Origin of the sequence: Anaerotruncus sp. DFI.9.16 (assembly GCF_024461615.1) — a bacterium.
Lineage (GTDB): Bacteria > Bacillota > Clostridia > Oscillospirales > Ruminococcaceae > Anaerotruncus > Anaerotruncus massiliensis.
On record NZ_JANFZX010000007.1, the window covers coordinates 1 to 25032 of the forward strand.

Here is a 25032-nt window from a genome sequence, read left to right on the forward strand (position 1 = left end):
GAGCATGCGGCTGTTAACCGCAGGGTCGTCTGTTCGAGCCAGACAGGGGGAGCCAACAAATGGTACCGCTACCAGAGCGGTAGCGGTACATCTTCTTTTTACGGGCCATTAGCTCAGTTGGTCAGAGCCACCGGCTCATAACCGGTTGGTCCGGGGTTCGAGTCCCTGATGGCCCACCACAGGGATCAAGGATTTCCCGTGTATGGGGATACATTCGGGTGGGCAATATAGGGGTATAGCTCAGCTGGTAGAGCAGTGGTCTCCAAAACCACGTGCCGAGGGTTCGAATCCTTCTGCCCCTGCCACTTTTCCGCAGGCGGGCAGCCTGTACATGCTGATATAGCTCAGTCGGCAGAGCACATCCTTGGTAAGGATGAGGTCATCAGTTCGAATCTGATTATCAGCTCCATAAAGAATTACCGGTATAGATGCGTCTGGCGCAAAGCCAGGCGCATCAACCGTTTCCGGGCTTTTTCGAGCCCGGATTTCTTCTTTTGAACCATAGATTTTTATGGAGGTTTCGGAGCAACTGACCGGATTTGAACTGGAGGATCTCATGTCCTGGACAGTTTCCAACCTCCAGCGCCCTTTTAGAGAGGACTTTTCTCTCGAAAAAAGCGGCATCATCGCAGAAAAAGTATCACAAATATTTGGGCGTCGTTTTGTCGGCTTTGACAGCTGAAAAAGCGGCGCCCTTTTTCAATTTCTAAAAGGGCGCTGGCTGCAGCGTCTGAAACGACAGGCTGGAGAAGACCTCTCCGGCCTTATTTTTTTACAACAGGAGGATCGCTCACATGGACACCCAAAACACAAGCCGTCAGCTTCGCTACCTTGAAGAGGTCCGTATTCCCCTGCACCGTGCAGGCTTTGGAACCCTGCCGGTGGAGGGAGAGCAGTTGCCTGTCCTTTGGAACGGCGCACCCCTCTGCCGCATCACCGGCAAGGGCAGTGTGTTCTATCGTCGGGAGGACGCGGACACGCCCCAGGCAGAGGATGCCCTATATCGCGTCGAGGACATCGCCGCGAAGACGCTGGAGTATATGGCCGCTATGGAAACCGCTCCGCAGCTCAAAGCCAGTGGACTGGATGGCGACTACCGCATCCTCGCTGACTTTGGCGCCACGGTGCTGGCAGGTACTCCAAGCAAATACGGCGTTCAATTCGTCACATGGGATTGGGACTATGACCGCACGGGCGTGGTACACGGGCACTATTTCATGGAGAACTACGATGCCGCCAAGCAGGATTTCGCCACACGCTCCGGGCTTATCCCAAAGGAACAGCTTTTCAGCCCGGAGCAGCTGACTGAGATATTCCGCTGCTGCGCCGATTCCGTGGATGAGGACTTCTTTGAGCTGACGGATATGCAGGAAGAAATGATCCGCGGAATCCAGCAGCAGATCAGGGTGTGCGTGCCGGATCTGGACGAGCGCGTCCGTCAGCAGGAGGAAGCATTGGAACGAGCCTCGCAGGAGCAGACAATGTAATAGCAGCATGGCATGGGCCGGAGTTTTAGCAATAAGACTCCGGCCCTTTTTTATTTTCAAAAAAGGAGTGGATTTGCTTGACGCGATACTTTATGAAGTTCACACCCCTGTTCGCCGCAGAGGTGCAGATGATGACGCCACCCCGTCATCAGCCTCGCAGAAGCGGACGCATCCGCAGCAGCTTTCGCTACAGTGCCGACGATGTGCGCTGCAAAGACTGCACGAGATATGACAGCGGACACCCCTGCCACCTGAATGAATGCGTCTGTCTGGAGGAGCGCATCGAGGCCGGCGTGGTGGAGCTGAATGCTCTGGCGCGGGAGTGCTTTGGCGGAAGGTTGTTCCGCCCGCTGCAAAGACGGCTGCGAGATGAGCTGAACCGGCAGCCCTTTTGCTTCTTCCTCAGTGATGCCCACAGAGAACGATGGACGCATTGGAAAAACCGCTGCTACGGTATGTCCGAGCGCAATGCGGCTGCGCTGCTTCTGCTTACCGCCGATGAGGAGCTTTGGCAAAGAGTCCTCTGGCATTTCGACAGCAGCGGCTTCGACTTCCCCGCCATCCGCCTCTCCGGTATTCACCCGGAGCTGTACAGCATTTATCAGGCGGCGAAAACCATTTCCGTTGGCGGTGATAACATCGTGATAGAAGACCTTGCTTTTTCCGAGCTGGTCAGTGATAGAGCCTTTCGGCTCATCCTCGGAGCACTCCTGCTGTGCAGGTACGGCGAGGTGGTCTTAAATCTGGAAAGAAAGACGGAGGAGATAACATGATGATTCAAGCGGTTCTCGGTAATCCCAACCACCCGGAATACGGCGTGGCGACCATCCCGTTTCCCATTCCGCATGACCAGTACGCACACTGCATGGAACTGTTGGAGGCGTTGGAAATTGGTGACGCGGTCAAGGCGGACTGCAAGGTGGAGGAGGTTGATAGCTTTTTCTTTGTGCTCAAACGCACGGAAATGCTCACGGTCAATGTGGAGGAGCTGAACTACCTCGCCAAACGGCTGGAAAGCTTCGACACCGGCGAAGCCGCGCAGTTTCAGGCGATGGCCCACAAGCTGGAGCTGTTCGAGCCGAAGGATCTCATCAACCTGACCTTCTGCTGCCAGCAAGCCACGGTCATTACCGACTTTTCCGACCTCGCCGCCATCGGCCGCGACCATTACATGAACCTGCACGGCGGCAGCGCAAGTGTGGATGAGCTGAACAAACTGGACGGCAAGGGAACCGCACGGCAGCTCATTGAAAGCGGCAGCGGCACGATCACCCCCTACGGTGTGGTCTACGACAACGGCATGAAGTTAGAGCAGATCTATGATGGCCGGTTTTTCCCCTGCTATTACTACGAGCCGAACGCCATCACCGTTGCGGTGACCTCCAAAGCCGAGCCGGAGGACACCGAACACATCACATGGCTGTACCTCCCCATGGAACAGGAGGAAATCGACCGTGCCCTCCTTCGCGGGGGCATCACAGACTCCGCCGATGTCCGCCTGCGGCTGGAGGACAGTCAGCTCCCCAACGAGGTGGATGTCCTGTTGGATATGAAGTATGAAAACCTCTCCGACCTCAACGAACTGGCAGGGGCAACGGATGGGTTATCAAAAGCGGATATGGAAAAGCTGGGCGCCGTGGTCACGCTGGCAGAGCCAAAGTCCGCGGCACAGATCAAAAACCTTGCGGAAAGCCTTGACCTGTTTGACTTCGCCCCCGGCACACATACGCCGGAGGACTACGGCAAGTATATGATCCGCCAGTCCGGCCGCTTCGAGTATGACGAAAACCTCGATGCTTTTTATGACTATGAAAAGTACGGCACGGAGCGCATGAATGAGGAGGACGGGGTGTTCACCGACCGGGGTTACATCGCCTATAAGGGCTATACCAGCATGGAGGAAGTGATGAACGGTGGTCAAAGCAGCCACATGGTGATGGGAGGGCTTTCGCGATGATCATTCAGGCGGAACTGAAGTGTAAGCAGACTGAGTGTGAGGCAGACCCCTGCGCCGTGGATAAGGTCATCGAGCTGCCAAGCCCGCGGTTCAAGCAGTTCAGCCGCGCACTGCTGGCTGATTACGATTTCATCGCAGAGAATAAAAACGCCATCCGACACGATGATACTGCAAGGCACTGCCTGCTCATCCTCCACGCGGAGGGAAAGGACGGTTTCCTTGTTGATCCGCAGGGATACAACTACGCCCGGTACAGTGCCTTTGTTCCCAACGCCCGCAGCTTGCTGACACCGGATATGGGGATCGACCGCAGCTATCTTTCGCCGGCAGAGCCTTGGCGGGATGAGAGCAGGGATGAAATGCTCCGTATGACGCTGCGTGTCGAGGGAAAGCCGGACTACACCCTCGTCCTCCCCGCTGACGAGGAATACCTGGACGCTGTGAAAAATTACCTCGATATTGATGTTTTCGCGGATGCCATGCTCTGTGACATTCGCTTCAAGGCGCCTTACATCGGGGAGCTGATCCGTGATACGGATTGCCCCGCCGTGGAGGATTACAACGATTTTGCCGAAGCCTTGGAGGACATCTGGCAGAAGGACGGGATGCTTCTGACCTGCGCCGCTGTGCTGGAGGCCGAGAAACCGGAAACCCTGCACCGGGCCTGTGAGCTCCTGCGTAATCTGGACAACTACCAGCGCATCACGGAGGATGCCTACGGTTACGGTCAGCAGCGATTACAGGAAACGCTGGGGCTGGATGATGAAGCCATCTATGAGCTGGACGGCTACATGGATTTTGAGAAATACGGTCAGGACTGCATGGAAAACGACTGCGTGACAATAACAGAGTTCGGCCTTCTGCGCCGCCTGGACCCGCCCTTCCCGGAGCAGCGGCAGGGGCAGCGGATGATGTAAGCAAAAGCGGCTCGATCCATTTGGAACGAGCCGCTCGATAGGCAGACAAACTGGAATTTATGAGCCTTTAGCGTTGGCAAACGCCGATTTAAACGCATCTATTGCTCGTTCCGCTGTATGCTGTTTGATTAGGCCATCTTTTTCGTTTACCGCAAGATGGATACTGGTTCCATCAGCCTTGAGCAGAAGAAATGCAGGATTCATATTTGCGGCACCCGATAAAATCACTCCAGAAATTATACCATCTTCTATGTTTTCCTCAAGGATAGTTCCACATTCTGAAAGTGCTGTTCTCATCAACGCATAAGTATCGCCGGACGTATTCTCAATCTGACACTCAATAGCTGTCATAGCAAGATTTAATGCAACTTTTTTTGTGATTGTTCTACCAAATTGGGGTGCATACATGGAAATTATATTGGCCAACAAATCATTGATTTGTCCGTTCATCATATCACTTGCTCCTCTCCACAAATTTCGATTTGTTTACCTCATCATAGCGCATCCCCAGTAATGTGTAAAGCCAAATTCTACACCGAAAGGAGATCATAACTTTGAAAAAAACAACACAATTCCATATCCGACCTGCCCGCCCGGAGGAGGCGGGCTTATTTTATACCCCGCACCCCGAAGAAGATAAGCGGCTGGGTACCGTTGGACATGTCCGGATGGACTTCGGACGCAGCGGCAACGAGTTCTGGCATACATGGTGGCCCCGCGGCCCGGAGGAACTGAACAGCCCCGCGTTCAAAGCGGAGCTGCAGGAGGTCGTGGACACGCTGCGGGAGAGTGTACTGAAAAGCCGCTTCGCGATGGAGCGTTTTTGCTATGAACACGGTGGCAAAATCAGCGGCGGCTGGACACAAAACTACGGTTACATCGTGGAAACCGAGCATTACCGCTACTGCCTGCGCTGCAATCCGTCCCCCGGAGATTATAACTGCTACCTCACGGCCTATGATCTGGATGTCCAGCGGCAGAACATGACGCAGGACAAGCCTCTGGTGGGCCGCGTCACCTATGCCAACGGCGATACACAGGAGTTTACCGATGCCGAAGCCTTTCTCGAGTGCGTGCGGGAGGAGCTTCCGTATCGCCCGACCACAGGCTTCCGTTACGAGGTGCTGACCGACGATCCCAGCGTCCGCAAGCAGGTGGATGACATGATCTTCGACTTCTACGGCGAGGAAGCTCCTTGCCGGCAGGAGGATCACGAGCCTCGGCCCGAGCAGGGCATGACCTTCGGAGGAATGTAATGGACGCTTCAAGAAAGCAGCGAGATCCGGTCGCTTTCAAAAGCCTTGCCGAGCTGAAGCGGTTCATCCGCCCCGGTGTGGAGCTTAAGACCGTCAGCCACGCCAATCACGCGGATATGGTGGGGCTGACCCGTGTGGTGACCACAGTGCAGACGGTGGGCTTCTATTCCAAGGTCAAGGATCAGCCGGAGCATCCCTTCTCCACCTGCAACCACGGCAAGGGCTTCTACACCGATTTTGGAAAAGCCGGCAATTACATCTTTGATGGTACAACGATCAAGGTGAAGGATACTCGAAAGCAAGATCGCGGTGTGATCTACGAGCTGGAGTTTTACGACAGAGAGCAAAACATGGAGGAAACGATGATGGACAGAAAAATGGTGAATTTTATCAGGGAACAGTATCCCCCCGGCACCCGCATCCGGCTCAATTCGATGGACGATCCCTACGCGCCCATTCTTCCCGGCACCGAGGGTGAAGTGGACTTCGTGGATGACATTGGCACTATCCACATGAAATGGGACAACGGCAGGACATTGGGGATTGTCCCCGGCGAGGACAGCTTCACCGTGCTGCCGCCCAAGCTGACCACCCTCAAGCTGTATATGCCCCTGACCGCCGATCTCTACGAGCGGAACGAGTACGGCGATCTCGATGACAGCAGCACACTGCTGGAGGGCAGTGAGCTGCGCGGCTATCAGGATCAGATCATGGCGGCACTGGTGAAAAGCCGGATGCCGGAGGAGACAGAGCGAGGTCTCATGCATTGGTATGACGAAGCCGACAGCGTTGACCGCAAGGTACGCTCTGCCGTCTTCACCGTGGAGAAGCGTGACCGGCAGCTTTGGGGCGTGGCGGAATGCCGCGTCGCCGGGGAGTTGTCGGACACAGAAATGGATACTTTGAAAGAGTTTATCACCGGACAGGCTTCGGACGGCTGGGGCGAGGGGTTTGAACAGAGGGAGATTGCCGTGGATGACGGCGGTGAATTGTATGTCCACTTTTGGAACTCGGACGAGTGGAGCATCCAGACGGAGCAGGAGCTTTTCTCTCCCAAACTGGCGGAAGGTCTGCCGGAGCTGTGCTTCTCCACTCTCCCCGGCACCGGCGAGCTCATCTGTATCAAGCGCGGTGAGATCGGCTACTACCACAGTGATTGGAACACCAACGATCCCGCGCATAATCGTGAACTGGCGGACTATAACAACGAGCGGCTGGGCGTTACCCCCGCGCAGGAAAAAGCCATGAAAACGGGTTCCATGTTCGGCTGGGGCGTCCCCGGCGCGGACCCCGCCTACTATGAACAGCAGCCGGAGATGGGAGGGATGACCCTTGGGTAAAAGAATACTGCGTGTGTATCTCGCTAAAAACGATGCACCGTATAGCGCAGCCTATGCCAAGCTGGATCTGCCCGCCTCCCCGTGGGAGCTGTGGGACGCCATGGAAAAGGTGCGGCTTCAGACAGACGATATCCTGTACATGGAGATCGAAGACTACTTTGCCTTTGAGTATCTCTCGCCCCACTTGGATGGATTAGACATCAGCCTCAACGAGCTCAACGCCCTTGCCGCACAGCTTGCGGCATTGGACGAGGTACAAGGGATCGCCTTTGAGGGGATGTTCTCCATAGCGGTGCAGAGAAAAGTAAACGCCAACGGCGGCATCATCACGCTGCGGGATCTGCGGGATCTGGCGGTCAGCGCAAAAACCGACTGTTACCATGTGGTGGATGCCGCGGATGACACCCAGCTTGGCCGCTTCTATGCGGAAAACGAGTTCGTCCCCGAGCTGGACGGCATATCCGACGAGGTATTCGAGATGCTGGACTTCGCCGGCATCGGAAGAATGATGCGGTGCAGCGAAAACGGCGTTTTTGTGGGCAGCCTGTATGTGCTGCAGGATGGCGAGCTGACAACCGCGCCGCCCGTCCAAAAGACGCTGCCGGAAAAGCCGGGATACCTCTTCCGGCTCACGCTCGGACTGCATCCCGATATTGGCGATGCACACACGGTGACGCTGGATCTTCCCGCAGCAGAGGCGGAGCTGCTGGACGCGCAGGAACAGCTCGGTGTGGAGGGCTGGGAGGGCGTCACAGTCATTGATTATGACGGGATCATCCCCTATGCGGCGGAATTCACCGAACTGCCCATGGAGCTGGAGGAATTGAATGCCTTCACCAAGGCCGCGCGGGACATTTCGAGATCCGAGGTGCCAAAGCTGAAGGCTCTGCTGGAGCAGTTCGAGGTGCAGGACATCGAAACGGCGATGCTCCTAACGGAGCATCTGGCCGATTACATCCTCATGCCGAACCTCAGCTCACCGCAGGAGGCGGCGCTGGATCAGCTCTGCTTCATCATGAACCGTGAAGAAGCCGTTCGGCTGATCCCGTATGTGAACCTCTTCAACTACGGCGAGACAGTCATCCATGCGGACAACGCCACCCTCACATCCTATGGCCTGCTGCACCGCGCGGACTATGAACCAATGCTCTCACCCATACAGCAAAAACAGGAAAAGGAGATGACGATGCAATGACCAGAGAACAGATCCAACATGAAGGCGACCGGCCGCTGCCTTGTGCAGCACAGGAGGCATTCCGATGCAGACCGGATGCTCTGAGCGATGACGAAAAGACGATCCTCTCCGCCATGGCCCTGCAAAAGGGCGAGGCGGAGGCTGGGGAGATTTTCAGGGAGTCACCGGAGCATCTGCGTGATTACACGATCCTCAAGGGCGTCAACAGCTACGCCGCGCTGGGCAGATATTATCTCGCCACCGAAACTACCGTCCCAGAGGAGCTGTACGAGTACATGGATCTGGGCGCGCTGGGCTGCCGCTATGAGGACGAGCATCCAGGCGTGTTCATCGGCAGTGATTATGTGTGCTACCCTGCGGAGGAACAGAATCTTACCATGGAAATGCAGTAGCTGACCATATCTTAACCACGCCAGCTGCGCGGATAAGAACTACACCAAGGGGCCGTATTCCCGGACGGGGAAAAGCGGCCCCTTCTTTTTTGCGCTGATTTGACCTCCTGCTCCGGGATAACGGGCCCGGAAAGGAGGAACTGTGCCGATCAACAAAGCCCTTGCAGAGTATCTTGACCTCTACCACAAGGGCGAGGCAAACGCCGTCACCAGCCGGGAGCTGGAGTGTGCCTTCCGAATGCGCGGCTCCGAGCTGCGCCGGGAGATCAACGCCCTGCGGGGCGACGGCATCCCCATTTGCAGCTTTGACGGCGGCTACTACTATGCCGCCACCGAGGAGGAGCTGCGGCGCACCATCCGGCAGCTCCGCAGCCGGATCAAGAAAATCGCATTTGCGGAACGCGGTCTGTCCCGCACCTTGCCTGACTATGAGGACACCGGTCAGCTCTCCCTCCCGCTGGAGGGAGGTGACTCTTCTTGAACAGCTTTATTCCCTGGGTAGGCGGCAAGGGCAAGCTGCTGTGGATCATCAACAAGCTGATGCCGGACCGCTACACCCGCTTCATCGATGTGTTTGGCGGCAGCGGCACGGTGACCATGTGCCGTCCCATCCAGCGCGGCTGCATGGAAGTCTACAACGACTTCAACGGCAATCTCACCAACCTGTTCTGCTGCGTGAAGAACCGCCCCATGGCACTGCTGGCGGAGCTTGGCTTCCTGCCGCTGAACACGCGGGATGACTTCAACATCCTTTACAAGTTCTTCTCCAGAGGTGAGTTCACGGATGACTACCTGCAGGAGGAGATGGATCTGACGGAGGTCTACCTCAAGCCGCCCGACGCCGAGGCCATCCGCGCCCTTATGCTGGAGCGCACGCCCCGCGGGAGCATCCGACGCGCGGCGGACTTCTTCAAGCTCATCCGCTACAGCTTCAGCGGCGGCGCCAAGTCCTTCGGCGGCAAGCCCTGCGACATCCGCCGTTTCTTTCACCTGATCTGGGAATGCTCCCGCAGGCTGGCGAATGTCATTGTGGAGAACAAGGACTTCGAGGAGGTCATCCGTCAGTACGACCGGGCAGGCGCCGTGATCTACTGTGACCCGCCCTACTACAAGGCGGAGAGCTGCTACGAGGTGGAGTTTCCCCCGGAGGATCATCAGCGGCTCCATGATGTACTGGTCACCTGTGAAGGATACTTCATCGTTTCCTACAACTACCAGGACTACATCTGCGAGCTCTATCAGGATTGCTATATCTTCCGCACCTCCCGTCCCAACAGCATGTCCCAGACGGCAGGCAGCGAATATGAGGAGGTCGTCATCACCAATTATGACCCCCGCAAAGCCTGCTGGCAGCTCTCTATGGATAGTCTGCTGGGCGGCGATGGCGACACCCGCTACGAGCTGATCCATGAGCCGGAACATCCCTTAAAAATCTGAACAATAAAAGGAGAAGCAGCATGAAATTTGTAAAATACAACGACAACAAGAGCGTCACCATCCCGCCCGCCGTTCTGACCGTCTGCGGGCTGGACGATGAGGGGAAGCTGGAAATGGCCGGCGCCAGGGGCGCGGTCATTTTATCAAAAAGCGAGATGACCGCCATGGAGATGGTGCGCACGATCCTCGCCCTGACGGACCGCGCCGGGCAGCTGATGCGGGAGCTGACGGACCTCTGCGGCAGCTGCGAGGGCTGCACCGAGGGACACTGCACCTTCCGCGACGCGGACATCGATGAGCTGATCCGCCCCGCTGTCACCGTTCCCGATTGGGCCAGAGCGGAAGCGGACATCGCGCCCGACGCCAAGCTGGACTGCCATGTGGACGAGGGCTCCGGTGTGATCACCGTGTGCGAGACATTTTACGACCACGACCTCTCCGATATTCCCGCCGAGCTGCTGGAGGCCCTGCGTAAGTCCGGCTGCTGCCTGTCCGTACTGGAGGATATGCTGATGGACGACGATGTTATCTACGATAAGTGATACCGTAGGCATTCAAAGAAGAAACGAGGCGAGATATCCAAATGAATGAAACCTATCTCTATCCCTACTCGGCGAAGGAGGCCAGAGAACGAAATGAGCTTTCGCTCTGGAGGGAAAGCCATCGCGCCAACATCGCCTGCCGTGATGCCATCGAGGATACCATCCGCCGGAGCTTCGACGGAATGCATCTGAACGAGGACTGCCTCGCGCCGGTGCTGACGGCATACGGCTACAAGCGTACTGCGTGGGTGCTTGCCAATACTTTAAACGAACTCAAGTGGGACGGGCGTTTCAGCCCCGCCAATAAGCAGTGGGCTGAGCGGCGCTACATTCCGCAGGATGAGCGTCACAATGCCGCGATCACTGTTCGGAGCCACCCCGCCGTGCTGGATGGCTTCGTCAGTCTCTACCGCAAGGCGGTGCAGGCGTTAAATCTCTTTGGCGCGGAGCATTGCGTCGGTGACCGCGCCGAGCAGGACTTCACCGGCAAGGTGCTGGTACTCAGCCCCGACACGCTGAAGGAATCCTGCTGGAGTCAGGCGGATCAACTCTGGTATGCCCATGACGGCTTCGGCTGCAGGCCCCATGCCATTGGCCGCTCGGTGCGCTGCACCTGTCTGGGTGACGGCGAGACGACACGCTGGAACCGACACGAGTTCATCGGTGTGCTGGACGAAAAATACCTGCCCGACTGGGCGCGGGAGAAGCTCATGGAGCTGACCGCACCCCGGCAGGAGGAGCCGGCCGCAGACGAGATGAAGCTGGAATGATCGGAGGTGAAACAAGTGCAGCGCATCTTCATTGATAACCATGACCGCATCCTCTATTACAGCAATCCTGCCGGATACATCGCGGGAAAGGAGGCGGTGGTGGATACCATGTTCCAAACACAGGAGCTGGAGCGTTTTCTGCAAAAGCAGTCGCTCTCCATCCGCTGGGAGGACGGTGTCTATGACCGCCTCCTGCTGGGGCAGAGGGGCGGCCGCTTCGATCCGGAGGCTCCGCCTCTGAAAAGCTGCCGTGTGTGGCAGCTCACGCGGGACAGTCCCATCAATATGCGCTTCATCCCGTATGAAGCCCTGCTGGAGCGTTTCGGACAGCCTGACCGTAAGCACTACGAAACCGTCTATGACGGTCTGGTCGGGACCAATGACCCGGAGGAGATCTACACGCTCTTCCGCGACCCGGTTCCCGGCTACGACGGCAGACCCATCGGCATCTCGGATGTGCTGGAGCTGTACGACGCCGACGGCAGCGAGTTCTACTACTGCGACCGTGTCGGCTTCCGGCAGATCGAGTTTGCACCCCAGCAGAAAATGGATATGGGCCTGTGAAATGAGCACCTGACCGGGTGCTTTTTTCATATCAACATCAGAAATGGAGGAAAGGAAAATGCCCAAGAACCAGACCAAAGCAAGCACTCCCGTCCTCGCGCAGGAAAGCCGGTCCCCCGTGTCCTTCGATGTCCGAGTCTATCCCGTGAAGGACAGCAAGTACACTCTCGCCAACGCCAATGTGGATATCAACGGCGTATTCGCCATTCGCGGCGTGAAGGTCATCCGCGGTGAGAAAGGCCCCTTTGTCGCCATGCCGCAGTACAAGGACAGCCATGGGGACTACCACGACATCTGCTTCCCCTGCACGAAGGAGGCCCGCCAGCAGTTCAACGACACGGTGCTGAACGCCTACGAGCAGTCGCTCCGGCAGGCCCAGCAGCCGGACAATGCTCCCGCCGCGGAGCAGGTCATGTAAGTCACCCACAACATAAAACATATAATTGGGAGGAAATTATCACATGAAGAAGTTTATCAAGAACACCGCCAATTCCATCCGCGCCAAGGCCATCCGCCTTGCCGTCACCCGCCGCTCCGGTGAGGGCTACATCGACACCGCCGTCAAGATCCTAATTGCCGTGGTGCTGGGCGCTCTGCTGCTGGCGGGCCTCTACGCTTTGTTCGGCGATGTGGTCATGCCCACCCTGAACCAGCGTATCAAGGATATGTTCAACTACGCCGGCGCGCTGGGCGGCTGATCCGTGGCATCCGTCCTGCAGGGGACGCTGTTCCTCATCGGACTTATGAGCGCGGCATGGACGGATCTCCGGCGCAGGCAGATCTATGACCTTTCCGGTATCGTCATCGCAGGGGCGGGGCTGATTTCCTTCAGCCCCGCCCGGCTTCTCGGCCTGGCGCTGGCCGTCCCATTTTGGCTGGCAAGCCGGAGAGGACGCGGCGGCATGGGAGATGCGTTCCTCATCGCCGCCTCCGGTTTTCTGCTGGGCTTTCTGCGTGGAGTCGCCGGACTGGTGCTGGCATTGGTGCTGTACTGCCTTTTCTACCTTGCAATAGCCGCCCTGCACAAGATCCGCAGGCAAGAGCGTCCACCGGAGAGCTATCCATTCGCGCCATTTCTTGCAGTGGGCTTCTTTACCGCATATATCATCTAAGAATAAGGAGGACTTGCTCCATGAGTATTTTCAAAAACCGCACGGTCATCGGCGTCATCTGCATTCTGCTGGCGCTGGTGATCTGCTTCGGCATCACGCCGCTGTTCAATCAGAGCATCAGCCAGAAGGCGGAGATCGTCCGTGTGACGAAGGACATTCACGCCGGCGAGCTCATCACCAGGGACATGGTCACCACGGCCGAGGTCGGCTCATATAATCTCCCCTCCGGCCTTATGACCGCGAAAGACAATGTAGTGGGCAAATACGCCAAGGCGGATCTTGCCGTTGGCGATTATATTCTCGCCGCCAAGCTCTCGGACGCGCCTGCCGCCGAGAATGCTTATCTCTATAATCTGGATGGCACGAAGCAGGCCATCTCCGTCACCATCAAGAGCTTCGCCACAGGACTGTCCGGCAAGCTCCAGAGCGGCGACATCGTATCAGTCATTGTGGCAGACTACCCGGAGGACGGCGAAACCACCATCCCCGCCGAGCTGCAGTACGTGGAGATCATCAGCGTTACCGCCAGCACCGGCTATGACGCCAATACCGGTGAAGCGAAGGGTGATGAGAAGGAGCTGCCCTCTACCGTGACCTTCCTCGTTCTGCCGGAGCAGGCCAAGGTGCTGGCGGAGCTGGAGCAGGTCGCCAAGCTCCATCTGGCGCTCGTCTACCGCGGCACAACAGATGGCGCAAGGCAGTTCATCGAGGCGCAGGACGCGCTCATTCAGGAGTCGTACGCAGAGCCGGAGGAAGATCCCATTGAGGAGGGCGAAGCCGCCGATCCTACCGCAGAAATGCCGGAGAGTGAGGTGACAGGATGAATTTCAGAAAGGCCAGCATCTTTCAGCGCGACACAGAGAAGCCGGAGGAGCAGAATGACAGCGGCGGTATGCTGGCGGTCTGGGGCAGTCCCGGCAGCGGAAAGACGGTAACGGCGGTGAAGATCGCAAAAATGCTCTCCGCCAGAAAGAAAAATGTCATCCTTTTGCTCTGTGACATGGCCGCTCCTATGCTGCCGTGCATCTGTCCCGCGGACGCTCTGGAGAGCAATGGCTCTCTTGCCGGCGTCCTGGCAGCCGCCCGTATCAGCGAAAACCTCATCAAGCATAACCTTGTCACCTTTAAGCGCAACAGCTGCCTTGCGGTATTGGGGCTGCTCGAACGGCAGAACGAGTACAGCACTCCGCCCTTTACGCAGAAGCAGGTGGTAGAGCTGCTGGACGGACTGCGTCAGATCGCACCCTATGTCATCGTGGACTGCGGCAGCTACATTGCCAACGACATCCTCTCCGCTGTAGCGCTGATGGAAGCGGACAGTATCCTGCGCCTTGCCAACTGTGACCCCAAAAGCGTCAACTACTTTGCAAGTCAGCTCCCTCTGCTGGACGGGCCCGAGTGGGACATGGACAAGCAGTATAAGGTGGCATCCAATGTGAAGCCCTACCAGGCAGCGGACCACATCGGCAAGGTGCTGGGCGACACGGCCTTCGTGCTGCCCTATTCGCAGGAGCTGGAGGATCAGTATCTGGCGGGCAATCTGCTTGCCGACCTCGTCCTCAAGGACAGCCGACCCTTCCGCAAGGAGTTAGAGCGTATCATTGCAGAGGTGTTTTGAAAATGAGAAAGGAAAACTTATCGTCCCCCTCGGAGAGCAGGGGGTTCCCCAAAGGGGGACCGGTCCCCCTTTGGAGGCGCACCGCGAACGAAGTGAGCAGGCATTTTCCGCAGAAAATGTGTGCGCCTGGGGAGGTGTTTTAATATGGCTCTTGGTGAAAAGCGAAACGGCTCGGTCTTTGCCACAGCTGCACAGCGGCGGGACGCGGCGGAATATCAGGTCACCTCGGAGCCGGAGGTCGTCCCCGTAGTGGTGGACGACACGCCGCAGCGGACCTTGAACACCGACATTGGCACACTCGGACGGGCGCACAACCTGTTCTTTACCCCGTCGGCAGAGGGCAGGGACTTCAATTCCGTGCTGCAGGAGGTGCAGGAGTACATCTCCGGCGCCTACGCCGCACTCATCACCGGGGGCGGCGAGGACTCCAAGGAACAGCTCATGCGCTACATCACCAAGTACCTGCAGGACCGGCGTATCGCCGTAGCAGGCATGACGCAGACAGAGCTGGTGGACGCCATCTATTCCGAGATGGCGGAGTTCGGCTTCCTGACCCGCTATATCTACGCCGACGGCATTGAGGAGATCAACATCAACTCGTGGCGGGATATCGAGGTGCAGTATTCGGACGGTCGAAGTGAAAAGCTCACGGAACACTTCGACTCGCCGGAACACGCGCTTGCTGTCATCCGGCGAATGCTCCACGCCTCCGGCATGGTGCTGGACAACGCCAGTCCTCTGGTCACAGGGCATCTGACCCGCAACACCCGTATTGCCGCTATGAAGTCCCCCGTGGTGGATGAGGATGTGGGCGTTGCCGCCTCCATCCGAATCGTCAACCGCCACAATCTCAGCCGTGAGGATCTGCTGCGCAGCGGCACAGCCACAGAGAAAATGCTGGACTGGCTTTCCGTATTTTTGCGCTATGGGATCTCCATCTGCGTGGCTGGCGCCACCTCCTCCGGTAAGACCACGGCGGCAGGCTGGCTGCTGACTACCATACCCGACAGCAAACGCATCTTCACCATCGAGAACGGCTCCCGTGAGCTGGAGCTGGTGCGGGAGGAAAACGGTAAGGTGGTCAACTCGGTGGTCCACACCCTGACCCGCGACAGCGAAAATGAGCGTCAGCGGATCGATCAGATCGCGCTGGTGGATATCTGCCTGCGCTTCAACCCGGACATCCTTGTGGTGGGTGAGATGCGCGGCGCCGAGGCCAATGCCGCGCAGGAGGCCGCCCGCGTGGGCGTGGCGGTGCTGACCACCATCCACTCCAACTCCTGCGAGGCGACCTACCGCCGCATGGTGTCCCTGTGCAAACGAGCTGTGGATATGTCCGATGAAACGCTTCTCAGCTATGTGACGGAGGCATACCCCATCGTGGTCTTCTGCAAGCAGTTGGAAAATAAGCAGCGCCGCATGATGGAGATCATGGAGTGCGAGATCCTGCCCAATGGGGATCGCCGCTACAACACGCTGTTCCGCTATGTCATCACGGAAAACCACATGGAGGACGGCAAATTCGTCATCGAAGGACATCACACGCAGGTGAATGAGATCTCCGTGAGTCTGCGCAAACGCCTGCTGGAAAACGGTATGCCCAACGAGGAGCTGCAGGCTCTTTTGGAAACCAAGAAGGAGGTGAACGCCACTTGACAGCCCTGCTGCTGACTGCGTGCGTCGGCATGATCACCGGCGCATTTCTTATCTTCCGTATCTCGCCCATGGACTTCACGCTGGGTGTGTTCCGCCGGTTGACCGCCGGGCCCAAAAGCATCCGGGATGAGATCAATGAGACCACCCATCGCAAAAAGCCCGGCCTCTTCCGCCGCGAGATATCAGAAGCGCAGACGGTCCTGAAAGCCACCGGCAAGGAGGAACGCTTTCCCGTGCTTTGCGCGGCGTCCCTGCTGCTCTTTGCCGTGGGTGCGGGCATCGCCATCATCATGAATAACCTCTTGCTGGTGCCGGTGCTGGCGGCCGGCATGATGTTCCTGCCCTTTTGGTACATTAAGCTCACGGCCGGACACTATAGGAAAGCTGTTACCGCCGAGCTGGAAACAGCACTTTCTATCATCACCACGGCCTACCTCCGCAGTAAGGATCTGCAGACCGCCGTGGAGGAGAATATCAATTATCTGAACCCGCCCGTGCAAGGCGTGTTCCGCAGCTTCCTCACCCGCATCAAGCACATCGACCCGGATATGAATGCGGCGTTGGCGGAGCTGAAGTCTGCCATTGACAATGAGGTGTGGCGGGAGTGGTGTGAGGCACTCTCCGCCTGCCAGTATGACCACAGCATGAAAAGCACCCTTAATCCCATTGTGGCAAAGCTCTCGGATATGCGCATCATCAATGGGGAGCTGGAGAATCTCGTGTTCGCTCCCCGCAAGGAATTCATCTCCATGGCGGCGCTGGTGGCGCTGAATATCCCGCTGCTGTACTTTCTCAACAAAGACTGGTATGCGGCCTTGATGACCACCGTACCCGGTAAAGCGGTGCTGGCGGTCTGCGCCGCCGCTATCTTTCTCTCCTTTGCCAGAGTGGTCAAGCTGACCCAGCCCATTGAATATCGGAGGTGACGGACATGACGATTTTACTGTTCCTTTTCGGCGTGGCCGTTGCCGCGGGCTTATTCTTCATTCTGGCAGACATTCTGAAGCTGCCCCGCCTCTCCACGGAGAAGGCACTTCTATCCGCAGGGCGAGCCGAGAAAAAGCGGATGAAGTCGCTGGATGCTCTCTTCCTTGGCTGGGCTATCAAGCTCTCCAAGTTTATCCGAATGGACGAGTACAAGCGTCATCGCATGGAGCGCACGCTGAGTGCTGCCGGCATGGACATGACGCCGGAGGTCTACTTGGCCTATACCATCCTCAAGCCTGCCGCCGCGCTACTGGCGGTCATTCCGTGTCTGCTGATTTTTCCTCTGCTCTCGCCCATCGTGGTGCTGCTGTCGATATTGCTTTACTTCAAGGAGAGCCGCAAGGCGGAGGAAAAGGTCACCGAACGCCGCGAGAAGATCGAAGGTGAGCTGCCCCGCTTTGTTGCCACAGTGGAGCAGGAGCTGGGCGCAAGCCGCGACGTGCTGACGATCCTTGAAAATTACAAGCGGCACGCCGGTCCCGACTTCGCCCGTGAACTGGATGTGATGACGGCGGATATGCGCTCATCCTCTTACGAAGCGGCACTGGTCCGCTTCGAGGGCAGGCTGGCGTCGCCCATGCTTTCGGACATCGTGCGCGGGCTCATCGGCGTCCTGCGCGGCGACGACGGCCGCGTTTATTTCCAGATGCTCTCCCATGACATGAAACAGCTGGAGCTGCAGCGGCTCAAGGCGCAGGCAGCGAAGATTCCGCCCAAGATCCGTGTGTACTCCTTCGTTATGCTGGTCTGCTTTATGCTCATCTACATTGTGGTCATCCTCATGCAGATCCTCACCTCGATGGGAGGGCTGTTCGGATGATGAAGCACACATGGAAGAAACGCTCCGGCGAGGGCTACATCGATACCTGCGTCCTCATCCTCTGCGCCATGCTGGTGATCGCATTGGCGGTGAAGGTGCTGCCGGTGTATGTGGCGAAGCAGCAGCTCGACACCTTCGCCGCCGAGCTGGTGCGGGAAGCCGAGATCACCGGCAGGGTCGGGAGTGAAACGACCTCACGCGCGCAGGTGCTGTCTGAGCGGTTGGAGATCGACCCGGACATCCGCTGGTCCCGCACCGGCCGCATCCAGCTCAATGAGGAGGTGACGGTGACGCTGACCCTGGATGTGGACATCGGCTTTGGCGGGCTTGGCAGCTTCCCCATTGAGCTGACGGCACAGGCCAGCGGCAGATCGGAGGTGTATTGGAAGTGAGAAAACGACTCTTGCGCTCCCGCTCCGGTGAGGGCTATCCCATGGTCATCGCTGTGACCCTCTGCCTGCTCATGCTCTTTATGGTCATAGCGGAATATTTCCGGGTGAACATCATCGTGCAGGGTGTGCGGGACGCGGTGCAGCAGGCGGTCATTGCCACGGTCAATGAGAACTATGACGATGTGTACCACTCTGTGCGGGAGGGCTATGCAGCAGGCTGGTTCCCGGAGGGGGACGGCGAGTGGTTCGAGTCCATTGACGCCGGTGACATCTACGGCAACCTGTCCTATATTCTTGGCCTTACCAAAGATGGCGAAGGCTACATGAAATACGCCGTAAACGAGCTGGAATATACGCTCTCCGACCTGTCCGTTCATATCTCCAACAACGCCATCGCCTCAGGCCGGAGCGAGGGGTATCTCGCAACCGCCACCCTCCATCTGGAGATCCCCACCCGCTTTGCCGGACGGGTGCTGCCGCCCGTGAGCCTAAATCTGCAGGTGCAGGCCAAGTATATCCCGAAGTTTTAGTTCTTTTCACTTCTTGCAGTAGACTTCCGAAGAAAGCTGTGGTATGTTCGGGATAAGAAGAAAAACCACTGACCCCTACAAAGGAGGAGTTCGACCTATGACAGACAAAACAAAACGCATCATCCTCATTGCGGCAGGCGTCCTGCTCTGCGCGGCACTGGTGGTGGGGATCGTCAGCCGCCTTGCGGCGGTGCCCATGCCCATCGACCCCGCCATCCCGGACGATACACCCAACACGAAAGATCCGGTAGTGAACATCAGCGATCCAGAGGTAAAGGTGGATAGCAGGACGGATGGTAAACAGCATGATCCCGGCAGGGATGCTGACAGCTCCGGCACAGAGCAGACCATTCAGGGTGCGCCCACCAAGCCGGATGCACCGGAGCATCCCGGCAAGACGGAGAAGGACCATGCGGCGGACGATGTGCCGGAAGCGGACCGCAACAAGGAAACGCCGCCCACCTACAAGCCGGAGCAGACTGAGGAGAAGCCCCAGCCCACGGAGCCTGCGGGCGGCAGCACCAATGATGCCGGACAGGTATATGTCCCCGGTTTCGGCTACATCACGCCCAGCGGTCCCAACACAGTCATCGATGGGCAGGACATCTATGAGAACGGCAACAAGATCGGTATCATGGGCGGCTAAGCCCGCCCTTCCAAGAGAGACACGGCTGAGAAACGGCCGTGTCTCTTTTTATCTTCACAACTGGAGGAATGCGTATGAAAAGGATCATATCCCTGCTGCTGGCATTGGTGATAGCGATATCCGCCGCTATTCCTGCCTATGCCACAGGGGACGGTAACATGGACAGCGGCGGCAGCGGCATGGGGGACGGCACAAAGACCAACTACTGGAATCCCGGCATGGACGGAGTGAGATTATCTGTCGTTCATGCTGACAACAGAGCAGTTATTGGAAGTGTGGTGGATTGGAGCAATCAGAAGCCCAACGCAAACATTGCTCATTTCGGAAAAGTGTCCAAGCTCTCCTATAATACTGGGAGAACCTTATCTCCCGCGGTGGGTGGCTATGTCTGCGTGCAGCCAACGCAGAAGCTGCCCAAGATCATCTCCACCGGCAGCAGTAAGGCCAGCATCGCCGCGACTCGCAGCTATTTCACCGATGAACAGGTCATCCGAGCGATTGCCGGATATGTGGGAATCGACTTTGATTTGCTTATCAGTGGAGATTACAGAATCGTGGTGGAGCCGCTGGCCTATCTCTGCTACAACGGTCAGCAGTTCGCCATGACCGCCACGGAAGCGGCTCTGTATGACCAGGTCGTCAACGGCGATCTCAGAAAGAAGCTGGGTACGCTCACCCATAAAAATCTGCCGCTGGCGATTTTTCTGGAGGAAGCGGATCTCGGCTACGCCGCATGGTCCGGCAGCCGCACGGATAAGGCGTCCAACGGCGACATCATCTCCTCTCTTGGTATTGGCATCGTCCGCTTCAACGAGGTGACCACGCCGCCCGATCCCGGCGAATATGACTACGAATACCGCGTCAACACAGAAGTTATCACCTCCGTGGAGGTGCGCGGTGGCCAGTCTGACCCGGACAACCCTGTATCGGTACGCTTTAACATTCAGGGCAGGACTTACACTGTCAGCAATGTCTACTACCCGGACGGCGACAGCCAGCTGGCATGGGTGCGCTGGCGAACTCCCGCGGAACCCTGCGTCATAACGATTTCCGTCAGCGTGTACGGCGGCGGCTCGGCACAGGGTACCATCACCTGTAATATCGTGGATCTGGACGGCAACGACCCTCCCAATCCCCTGGCGGATGACCGCAACAACGGCTTCAGGCCGGCGTCTGTTCTCGAAAAGGAGCAGGTGACTTCGGCGTCCTGGGGCATCTGGTCACCGTGGTGGCAGGAGAATTGGGAGTGGGTAGAAAACTGGCAGAAATGCTGGCACACAGACCGCTGGACGGATGCGGACGGCAAGACCCACAGGGACCGCTGGTACCATTGGGTGGATAACGGCTGGTGGGAGGATCATGGCTGGTGGGAGTTTGACTACAACGGCTACTCCGCAAGCCTGACTGCATCCATGCGCATCACGCCGGACGAGAAGAGCCCCACGGCGACCGCATCCACGCTGAAAAGCGGCTATGGCGTTCAGGAGAAGGTGACCGCAAAAGTCACCACAAATCAGAGTGCGGCGGTGACGGCAGCGCAGAATGCCGTGACCTATTTCCCGGAGTTTGGCTATGAGAACTATTGGCGGCTGCTGGAGGCAGAAATCTCCGGGCGAAGCACGACCTTCCAATTCAAAGCCAATCCCTACAGCACCTACAACCGCCGCACCCACTTCACGCCCATTTGGTACCCGGACGGCAGCTATACGCCCTACACATGGCTTCTGGATTGCTGGACGCCGGCAGGAATGCTCTCCATGAACCTGACGGACAGCGTCACCATCCGGGGGAATCTTTGGGAGGAGTGGCATATTGCTCCCGCAAAACAACGATAGAAACGGAGGAACTTATGAGAAAAAAGAGAATCCTGATTCTGACCGCCCTTGTGCTGCTTCTGTGCTGTGCTTTTTCCGCCACGGCCTTCGCTGCCGGCACAGGCGATGTAGCCAGCGCCGTGGAGAGCACCTGGAAAACGGCCTCCGGTCAGATCAAGACCGTGGTGAACAATGTGGTTTTTCCCGCCATCGACCTGATCCTGGCGGTATTCTTCTTCGCCAAGTTGGGGACGGCCTATTTCGACTTCAGAAAAAGCGGCCAGTTCGAGTGGACAGCTCCCGCCATCCTGTTCGCCTGCCTGGTGTTCACATTGACGGCTCCGCTGTACATCTGGCAGATCATCGGAATTTGAGGTATAGGCAATGTCTTTTTACGAACAGGAGCTTCGGAAGATCATCGGAGAACGGTACCCCGACGCTACTTATGTAGGCAGAGCCTGCTATGTGCGTCTGAGCGATATGAACCGGGCAAAGATCCAATTTGTCACTGGAATCGTCTCCAATCAGTACAATGCCCTGCAGCTGACGATCCTCAACCGCAGCGAAGGACAGGTGGATGCCCTGCGCCTGCGCTTCTCGGATCTGCTGGGGACAAAGATGACCTCAAATCCCAATTTCCGAAACGGCGTGGAGCCGCACATTTGGGATGACTATGGAAAGGTGAGCTGGTATGTGTATCACCCCACCCGGCAGGACTATGCGGTGCTGTCCGATGCGGTGTCAGACTATCTGGAGGTATTTCAGGATATGAGCCAGTCCGCTGACCGGGCGTGGGAGCAGACAATGTAACAAAAGTGTGATTTAAAGGCCGTACCAACTGTACGGCCTTTGCCATATCCCAAGCAGTTGGTACGGCTTCACCCGGAGGAGGTGAAACCGATCAATGTTCATTTGGGATTTTGTTGCCGCCAAGGTGTTAGGCCAGATCGTGGACTGGTTCTACAGTCAGATCGTAGGCTTTCTCGGCAACTTCTTCGCAGAGATGGGAAACATGGGCGCGGAGCTCTTCACCATGGATTGGGTGCAGAGCATCGTGCTGTTCTTCTCTTATTTGGCATGGGCACTCTACGGCACAGGGCTGGTGGTGGCCTGCTTTGAAACCGGCGTGGAGTATTCCAGCGGCCGCGGCAATATCCGTGAGACCGCCCTCAATGCCATCAAGGGCTTTATGGCTGTCAGCCTCTTCACCGTTGTTCCGGTCCGGCTTTATGAGCTGTGCGTTTCGCTGCAGGGGACCTTCACCGCGGCGCTCACCGGCTATGGGACTTCTATCGGGGATGTGGCCGGAGAGGTCATGCAGGAGTTCAACGCCGTGGAATCGATATCCGACCTGACGGCAGGGCCGCTGCTGGGCTTCGGCAGCATTACCAGCGGGATCATGATCCTGTTCTGCCTTATCCTCATGGCTTATGCCGTCGTCAAGGTTTTCTTCGCCAATCTGAAGCGCGGCGGCATCCTGCTCATCCAGATCGCCGTGGGAAGCCTCTATATGTTCAGTGTCCCTCGCGGATATACGGACGGCTTTATCCAATGGTGCAAGCAGATCATCGGCTTATGCCTGTCGGCGTTCTTGCAGGCGACGATCCTTGTCGCCGGACTTATGGTGTTCAAGGATCATGCCCTGTTAGGGCTTGGCCTCATGCTCTCTGCCGGCGAGATCCCCCGTATCGCCGGAGCCTTTGGACTGGATACCTCCACCAAGGCAAACCTCATGAGTGCTGTCTATACCGCACAGGCCGCCGTCAACACCACGCGCACGGTCGTACAGGCGGTGGCGAAATGAGCAGACTGACGATGGGCAGCTTGTTCGATGGAATCGGTGGATTCCCTTTGGCCGCGATCCGCAGTGGCATCACGCCGGTGTGGGCATCGGAGATCGAAGCCTTTCCCATTGAGGTGACAAAGCTGCGCTTCCCCGATATGGTTCATGTGGGCGACATCACAAAGCTGAATGGCGCAGAGCTGCCGCCCGTGGACATCATCTGCGGGGGCAGCCCATGCCAGGATTTGTCTGTTGCCGGCGCAAGGGCAGGTCTTGCGGGGGCGCGTTCCGGCCTTTTTATGGAGCAGATGCGCATCGTGCGCGAAATGCGGTTGGCAGAGAAAGCCCGTGGTCAGGAGGGTGTCAACATACGGCCGCGCTGGATGTGTTGGGAGAATGTGCCGGGTGCTTTTTCGAGCGGAACCCCGAAGTACGAGGATTTTCGGATCGTGATGGAGGAGATCGTGCGGATCTGCTTTCCCAATGAGCTTATCCCAAGCCCCTATCCTTACGGATGGCCTGACGCCGGTGAGCTCACGGCAGGCGGTGCGTTTTCTCTTGCATGGCGCTGTCTTGACGCTCAATTTTGGGGCGTCGCGCAGCGTCGCAAGCGTATTTTTCTCCTTGCTGACTTCGCCGGACCGCTTGCGCCGCAGCTATTATTTGATGTATTTGGCGAAACGGGAAACTGCGGGAAGGAGGTCACATAGATGTACCGATTCGATGCAAACGGGCAGCTGATGATGCTTGAATTGGAAGCAGCCGAAAGGACCGGGGCTCCGCCCAAGCGCAGACCGGGCAAACCGGACTCCGAACTGATTTCGATCCCGTATTTCCACCTGGATCTGGTATCCGGTTCTGTCGACCTCTTCGGGCAGCGCCACTGGGAGCTCCGATCTCCATGGCGTAAAGGGAAACGCCCCCTCAATACCGGGGCTGCCCCCCGTATTCCGATCCGAGTCCCGCTCTCCGGCATACTGGAGGCAAACCCGGCGCAAAAGTATTATCTGTCGAAAGTCGCCTGCATTGGCATCCTGCGCCGAGCCTTTGAGCGCGGCAAGGAGCTGCCGAAGAAGCTGGAGCGTGCCCTAAAAATCCAAGCGGGGCTCATGCGCCCGGACGGACAGCCCACAGGATTAGAAGCGTACCACATCAACCAGCGAGACGAGGGCATCGACCTGCACGGCGTGTCAGGCGCATTGTTGGCAACGACGAATATGCAGATGCAGACCTTCGTGACGCAGCCGGACGATGCTGTGGAGGGCTTTGACGGCTACAACGGCGACCTGACCGGCGATGTGGCGGCCACGCTCGGCGTCAACTGTGGGATGTCCACCGGCAGAAACGGAGTCATGGCCTTTGCCGCCAATCAGCGGGACGAGGTGCGCGACCTGCATGATGTAGCGGGCGCGTTGCAAGCAAGTCCGGGAATGAAACAGCAGACCTTCGTGGCTGGTTTTTCTGCCGGGGCAGGTTCCAGCGCGGGCGGCATTGGATACAACGAATCGGTTGCTCCCACACTCAAGGGCAGCCCCGGAGGGAACTGTATGCCGTCGGTTTTGTGCCTCAACGACCAGGGTGGCAGCGTGATGAATTGCTCTGAAAATATATCCGGCACGCTGCGGGCGCAGGAGCATGGACACCAGCCTCTCGTATATGAAAATCACGGCATCGACAGCCGCTACACCGGCCCGCACAAGGTAGCCCCTACCATGTCCGCACGATACGGCACGGGCTTTTCTGAACCTCGTGCACACGATACAGATTCACACGATTGACAATGCAGAGGAGGGACACTGGTAAGAGTGTCCCCCCCA

General features: G+C 57.6%; 31 protein-coding genes, 3 tRNA genes and 1 pseudogene. 34 read left to right on the forward strand and 1 reads right to left on the reverse strand.

Features of this window, described 5'->3' with window-relative positions:
- The first annotated feature begins 102 nt into the window (after positions 1-102).
- From NE609_RS04835 to NE609_RS04870, 8 genes are all read left to right on the forward strand, one after another.
- Positions 103-179, forward strand: a tRNA-Ile gene (locus tag NE609_RS04835).
- A gap of 50 nt (positions 180-229) precedes the next feature.
- A tRNA-Trp gene (locus NE609_RS04840) sits at positions 230-305 on the forward strand.
- Positions 306-333: 28 nt separating this feature from the next.
- Positions 334-409 (forward strand) — tRNA-Thr (locus tag NE609_RS04845).
- Positions 410-556: 147 nt separating this feature from the next.
- Positions 557-682: a hypothetical protein gene (locus tag NE609_RS04850; RefSeq protein ID WP_256137409.1), complete on the forward strand. Its 126-nt coding sequence runs from the start codon at positions 557-559 to the stop codon at positions 680-682.
- A 214-nt stretch (positions 683-896) separates the two neighbouring features.
- Complete coding sequence (locus NE609_RS04855; protein ID WP_256151918.1) at positions 897-1487, forward strand: hypothetical protein; 591 nt, start codon at positions 897-899, stop codon at positions 1485-1487.
- A 77-nt stretch (positions 1488-1564) separates the two neighbouring features.
- Positions 1565-2260 carry a hypothetical protein gene (locus NE609_RS04860; protein ID WP_110440126.1) on the forward strand — a complete coding sequence of 232 codons (696 nt, stop codon included), beginning with the start codon at positions 1565-1567 and terminating at the stop codon, positions 2258-2260.
- Positions 2257-3444, forward strand: coding sequence for an antirestriction protein ArdA (locus tag NE609_RS04865; protein ID WP_110440127.1), 1188 nt, complete (start codon positions 2257-2259; stop codon positions 3442-3444). The genes NE609_RS04860 and NE609_RS04865 overlap by 4 nt, the downstream gene beginning before the upstream one ends.
- Positions 3441-4361 (forward strand): DUF6329 domain-containing protein, encoded by a 921-nt coding sequence (locus NE609_RS04870; protein ID WP_110440128.1) that lies wholly within the window; start codon positions 3441-3443, stop codon positions 4359-4361. Before NE609_RS04865 ends, NE609_RS04870 begins: the two co-directional genes overlap by 4 nt.
- Positions 4362-4418: 57 nt before the next feature.
- Here NE609_RS04870 and NE609_RS04875 read toward each other — a convergent pair whose 3' ends face one another.
- Positions 4419-4814, reverse strand: coding sequence for a hypothetical protein (locus NE609_RS04875; protein ID WP_110440129.1), 396 nt, complete (start codon positions 4812-4814; stop codon positions 4419-4421).
- A 215-nt stretch (positions 4815-5029) separates the two neighbouring features.
- On the opposite strand from NE609_RS04875, the gene NE609_RS04880 reads away from it, so the two are divergent.
- From NE609_RS04880 to NE609_RS17760, 26 genes and pseudogenes are all read left to right on the forward strand, one after another.
- Entirely contained in the window at positions 5030-5617 is a 588-nt protein-coding gene (locus NE609_RS04880; protein WP_256151919.1) for a hypothetical protein, read from the forward strand.
- Positions 5617-6957, forward strand: a complete 1341-nt coding sequence (locus tag NE609_RS04885; protein ID WP_256151920.1) for a DUF4314 domain-containing protein — start codon at positions 5617-5619, stop codon at positions 6955-6957. Before NE609_RS04880 ends, NE609_RS04885 begins: the two co-directional genes overlap by 1 nt.
- Positions 6950-8152 (forward strand): antirestriction protein ArdA, encoded by a 1203-nt coding sequence (locus NE609_RS04890; RefSeq protein WP_110440131.1) that lies wholly within the window; start codon positions 6950-6952, stop codon positions 8150-8152. Before NE609_RS04885 ends, NE609_RS04890 begins: the two co-directional genes overlap by 8 nt.
- Entirely contained in the window at positions 8149-8544 is a 396-nt protein-coding gene (locus NE609_RS04895; RefSeq protein ID WP_110440132.1) for a hypothetical protein, read from the forward strand. Before NE609_RS04890 ends, NE609_RS04895 begins: the two co-directional genes overlap by 4 nt.
- Positions 8545-8686: 142 nt before the next feature.
- A complete protein-coding gene (locus NE609_RS04900) occupies positions 8687-9025 on the forward strand; it encodes a hypothetical protein (protein ID WP_178627455.1) in 339 nt (112 codons plus the stop codon).
- The gene (locus NE609_RS04905; RefSeq protein WP_110440133.1) at positions 9022-9981 is read left to right on the forward strand and encodes a DNA adenine methylase; all 960 of its coding nucleotides are present in this window, start codon (positions 9022-9024) and stop codon (positions 9979-9981) included. The genes NE609_RS04900 and NE609_RS04905 overlap by 4 nt, the downstream gene beginning before the upstream one ends.
- Before the next feature lie 20 nt (positions 9982-10001).
- On the forward strand, positions 10002-10523 hold the full coding sequence (locus NE609_RS04910) for a hypothetical protein (protein ID WP_110440134.1): 522 nt from the start codon (positions 10002-10004) through the stop codon (positions 10521-10523).
- A 41-nt stretch (positions 10524-10564) separates the two neighbouring features.
- The gene (locus tag NE609_RS04915; protein ID WP_110440135.1) at positions 10565-11293 is read left to right on the forward strand and encodes a DUF3849 domain-containing protein; all 729 of its coding nucleotides are present in this window, start codon (positions 10565-10567) and stop codon (positions 11291-11293) included.
- 15 nt (positions 11294-11308) lie between these two features.
- Positions 11309-11857 carry a YodL domain-containing protein gene (locus NE609_RS04920; RefSeq protein WP_256151921.1) on the forward strand — a complete coding sequence of 183 codons (549 nt, stop codon included), beginning with the start codon at positions 11309-11311 and terminating at the stop codon, positions 11855-11857.
- Between the two features lie 58 nt (positions 11858-11915).
- Positions 11916-12275, forward strand: coding sequence for a SpoVG family protein (locus NE609_RS04925; RefSeq protein ID WP_162598946.1), 360 nt, complete (start codon positions 11916-11918; stop codon positions 12273-12275).
- A 43-nt stretch (positions 12276-12318) separates the two neighbouring features.
- Positions 12319-12555 (forward strand): DUF6133 family protein, encoded by a 237-nt coding sequence (locus tag NE609_RS04930; RefSeq protein ID WP_110440137.1) that lies wholly within the window; start codon positions 12319-12321, stop codon positions 12553-12555.
- 3 nt (positions 12556-12558) lie between these two features.
- Entirely contained in the window at positions 12559-12969 is a 411-nt protein-coding gene (locus tag NE609_RS04935) for a prepilin peptidase (protein WP_110440138.1), read from the forward strand.
- Between the two features lie 20 nt (positions 12970-12989).
- Complete coding sequence (cpaB, locus tag NE609_RS04940; protein WP_110440139.1) at positions 12990-13793, forward strand: Flp pilus assembly protein CpaB; 804 nt, start codon at positions 12990-12992, stop codon at positions 13791-13793.
- Complete coding sequence (locus NE609_RS04945) at positions 13790-14587, forward strand: ParA family protein (RefSeq protein ID WP_110440140.1); 798 nt, start codon at positions 13790-13792, stop codon at positions 14585-14587. Before cpaB ends, NE609_RS04945 begins: the two co-directional genes overlap by 4 nt.
- Before the next feature lie 144 nt (positions 14588-14731).
- Entirely contained in the window at positions 14732-16243 is a 1512-nt protein-coding gene (locus NE609_RS04950) for an ATPase, T2SS/T4P/T4SS family (protein ID WP_110440141.1), read from the forward strand.
- Positions 16240-17169: a type II secretion system F family protein gene (locus NE609_RS04955; protein WP_110440142.1), complete on the forward strand. Its 930-nt coding sequence runs from the start codon at positions 16240-16242 to the stop codon at positions 17167-17169. The genes NE609_RS04950 and NE609_RS04955 overlap by 4 nt, the downstream gene beginning before the upstream one ends.
- 5 nt (positions 17170-17174) lie before the next feature.
- Complete coding sequence (locus tag NE609_RS04960) at positions 17175-18050, forward strand: secretion protein F (protein WP_110440143.1); 876 nt, start codon at positions 17175-17177, stop codon at positions 18048-18050.
- A complete protein-coding gene (locus NE609_RS04965; protein ID WP_370867140.1) occupies positions 18050-18442 on the forward strand; it encodes a DUF4320 family protein in 393 nt (130 codons plus the stop codon). Before NE609_RS04960 ends, NE609_RS04965 begins: the two co-directional genes overlap by 1 nt.
- Entirely contained in the window at positions 18439-18972 is a 534-nt protein-coding gene (locus tag NE609_RS04970) for a hypothetical protein (protein ID WP_256151922.1), read from the forward strand. Before NE609_RS04965 ends, NE609_RS04970 begins: the two co-directional genes overlap by 4 nt.
- 97 nt (positions 18973-19069) lie before the next feature.
- Positions 19070-19618, forward strand: a complete 549-nt coding sequence (locus tag NE609_RS04975) for a DUF6550 family protein (protein ID WP_110440145.1) — start codon at positions 19070-19072, stop codon at positions 19616-19618.
- A 74-nt stretch (positions 19619-19692) separates the two neighbouring features.
- Complete coding sequence (locus tag NE609_RS04980) at positions 19693-21453, forward strand: hypothetical protein (protein WP_110440146.1); 1761 nt, start codon at positions 19693-19695, stop codon at positions 21451-21453.
- Between the two features lie 14 nt (positions 21454-21467).
- On the forward strand, positions 21468-21806 hold the full coding sequence (locus NE609_RS04985) for a DUF3852 domain-containing protein (protein ID WP_110440147.1): 339 nt from the start codon (positions 21468-21470) through the stop codon (positions 21804-21806).
- A 10-nt stretch (positions 21807-21816) separates the two neighbouring features.
- Positions 21817-22242: a hypothetical protein gene (locus tag NE609_RS04990; RefSeq protein WP_110440148.1), complete on the forward strand. Its 426-nt coding sequence runs from the start codon at positions 21817-21819 to the stop codon at positions 22240-22242.
- 94 nt (positions 22243-22336) lie between these two features.
- On the forward strand, positions 22337-23236 hold the full coding sequence (locus tag NE609_RS04995; RefSeq protein WP_110440149.1) for a conjugal transfer protein TrbL family protein: 900 nt from the start codon (positions 22337-22339) through the stop codon (positions 23234-23236).
- Positions 23233-23883 (forward strand): annotated as a pseudogene (locus tag NE609_RS05000) (DNA cytosine methyltransferase); the annotation flags it as partial. The gene NE609_RS04995 and the pseudogene NE609_RS05000, both read left to right, overlap by 4 nt.
- 42 nt (positions 23884-23925) lie before the next feature.
- Positions 23926-24993 carry a hypothetical protein gene (locus tag NE609_RS17760; protein ID WP_370867138.1) on the forward strand — a complete coding sequence of 356 codons (1068 nt, stop codon included), beginning with the start codon at positions 23926-23928 and terminating at the stop codon, positions 24991-24993.
- The last annotated feature ends 39 nt before the right edge of the window (positions 24994-25032 follow it).

Excerpts from the sequence above, each read along its gene's own strand:
- NE609_RS04850 (WP_256137409.1), top strand. The coding sequence starts at position 557 with ATGTCCTGGACAGTTTCCAACCTCCAGCGCCCTTTTAGAGAGGACTTT.
- NE609_RS04865 (WP_110440127.1), top strand. The coding sequence starts at position 2,257 with ATGATGATTCAAGCGGTTCTCGGTAATCCCAACCACCCGGAATACGGC.
- NE609_RS04870 (WP_110440128.1), top strand. The coding sequence starts at position 3,441 with ATGATCATTCAGGCGGAACTGAAGTGTAAGCAGACTGAGTGTGAGGCA.
- NE609_RS04875 (WP_110440129.1), bottom strand. The coding sequence starts at position 4,814 with ATGATGAACGGACAAATCAATGATTTGTTGGCCAATATAATTTCCATG.
- NE609_RS04880 (WP_256151919.1), top strand. The coding sequence starts at position 5,030 with ATGGACTTCGGACGCAGCGGCAACGAGTTCTGGCATACATGGTGGCCC.
- NE609_RS04885 (WP_256151920.1), top strand. The coding sequence starts at position 5,617 with ATGGACGCTTCAAGAAAGCAGCGAGATCCGGTCGCTTTCAAAAGCCTT.
- NE609_RS04895 (WP_110440132.1), top strand. The coding sequence starts at position 8,149 with ATGACCAGAGAACAGATCCAACATGAAGGCGACCGGCCGCTGCCTTGT.
- NE609_RS04910 (WP_110440134.1), top strand. The coding sequence starts at position 10,002 with ATGAAATTTGTAAAATACAACGACAACAAGAGCGTCACCATCCCGCCC.
- NE609_RS04915 (WP_110440135.1), top strand. The coding sequence starts at position 10,565 with ATGAATGAAACCTATCTCTATCCCTACTCGGCGAAGGAGGCCAGAGAA.
- NE609_RS04925 (WP_162598946.1), top strand. The coding sequence starts at position 11,916 with ATGCCCAAGAACCAGACCAAAGCAAGCACTCCCGTCCTCGCGCAGGAA.
- NE609_RS04930 (WP_110440137.1), top strand. The coding sequence starts at position 12,319 with ATGAAGAAGTTTATCAAGAACACCGCCAATTCCATCCGCGCCAAGGCC.
- cpaB (WP_110440139.1), top strand. The coding sequence starts at position 12,990 with ATGAGTATTTTCAAAAACCGCACGGTCATCGGCGTCATCTGCATTCTG.
- NE609_RS04945 (WP_110440140.1), top strand. The coding sequence starts at position 13,790 with ATGAATTTCAGAAAGGCCAGCATCTTTCAGCGCGACACAGAGAAGCCG.
- NE609_RS04950 (WP_110440141.1), top strand. The coding sequence starts at position 14,732 with ATGGCTCTTGGTGAAAAGCGAAACGGCTCGGTCTTTGCCACAGCTGCA.
- NE609_RS04960 (WP_110440143.1), top strand. The coding sequence starts at position 17,175 with ATGACGATTTTACTGTTCCTTTTCGGCGTGGCCGTTGCCGCGGGCTTA.
- NE609_RS04965 (WP_370867140.1), top strand. The coding sequence starts at position 18,050 with ATGAAGCACACATGGAAGAAACGCTCCGGCGAGGGCTACATCGATACC.
- NE609_RS04975 (WP_110440145.1), top strand. The coding sequence starts at position 19,070 with ATGACAGACAAAACAAAACGCATCATCCTCATTGCGGCAGGCGTCCTG.
- NE609_RS04980 (WP_110440146.1), top strand. The coding sequence starts at position 19,693 with ATGAAAAGGATCATATCCCTGCTGCTGGCATTGGTGATAGCGATATCC.
- NE609_RS04985 (WP_110440147.1), top strand. The coding sequence starts at position 21,468 with ATGAGAAAAAAGAGAATCCTGATTCTGACCGCCCTTGTGCTGCTTCTG.
- NE609_RS04990 (WP_110440148.1), top strand. The coding sequence starts at position 21,817 with ATGTCTTTTTACGAACAGGAGCTTCGGAAGATCATCGGAGAACGGTAC.
- NE609_RS04995 (WP_110440149.1), top strand. The coding sequence starts at position 22,337 with ATGTTCATTTGGGATTTTGTTGCCGCCAAGGTGTTAGGCCAGATCGTG.
- NE609_RS17760 (WP_370867138.1), top strand. The coding sequence starts at position 23,926 with ATGTACCGATTCGATGCAAACGGGCAGCTGATGATGCTTGAATTGGAA.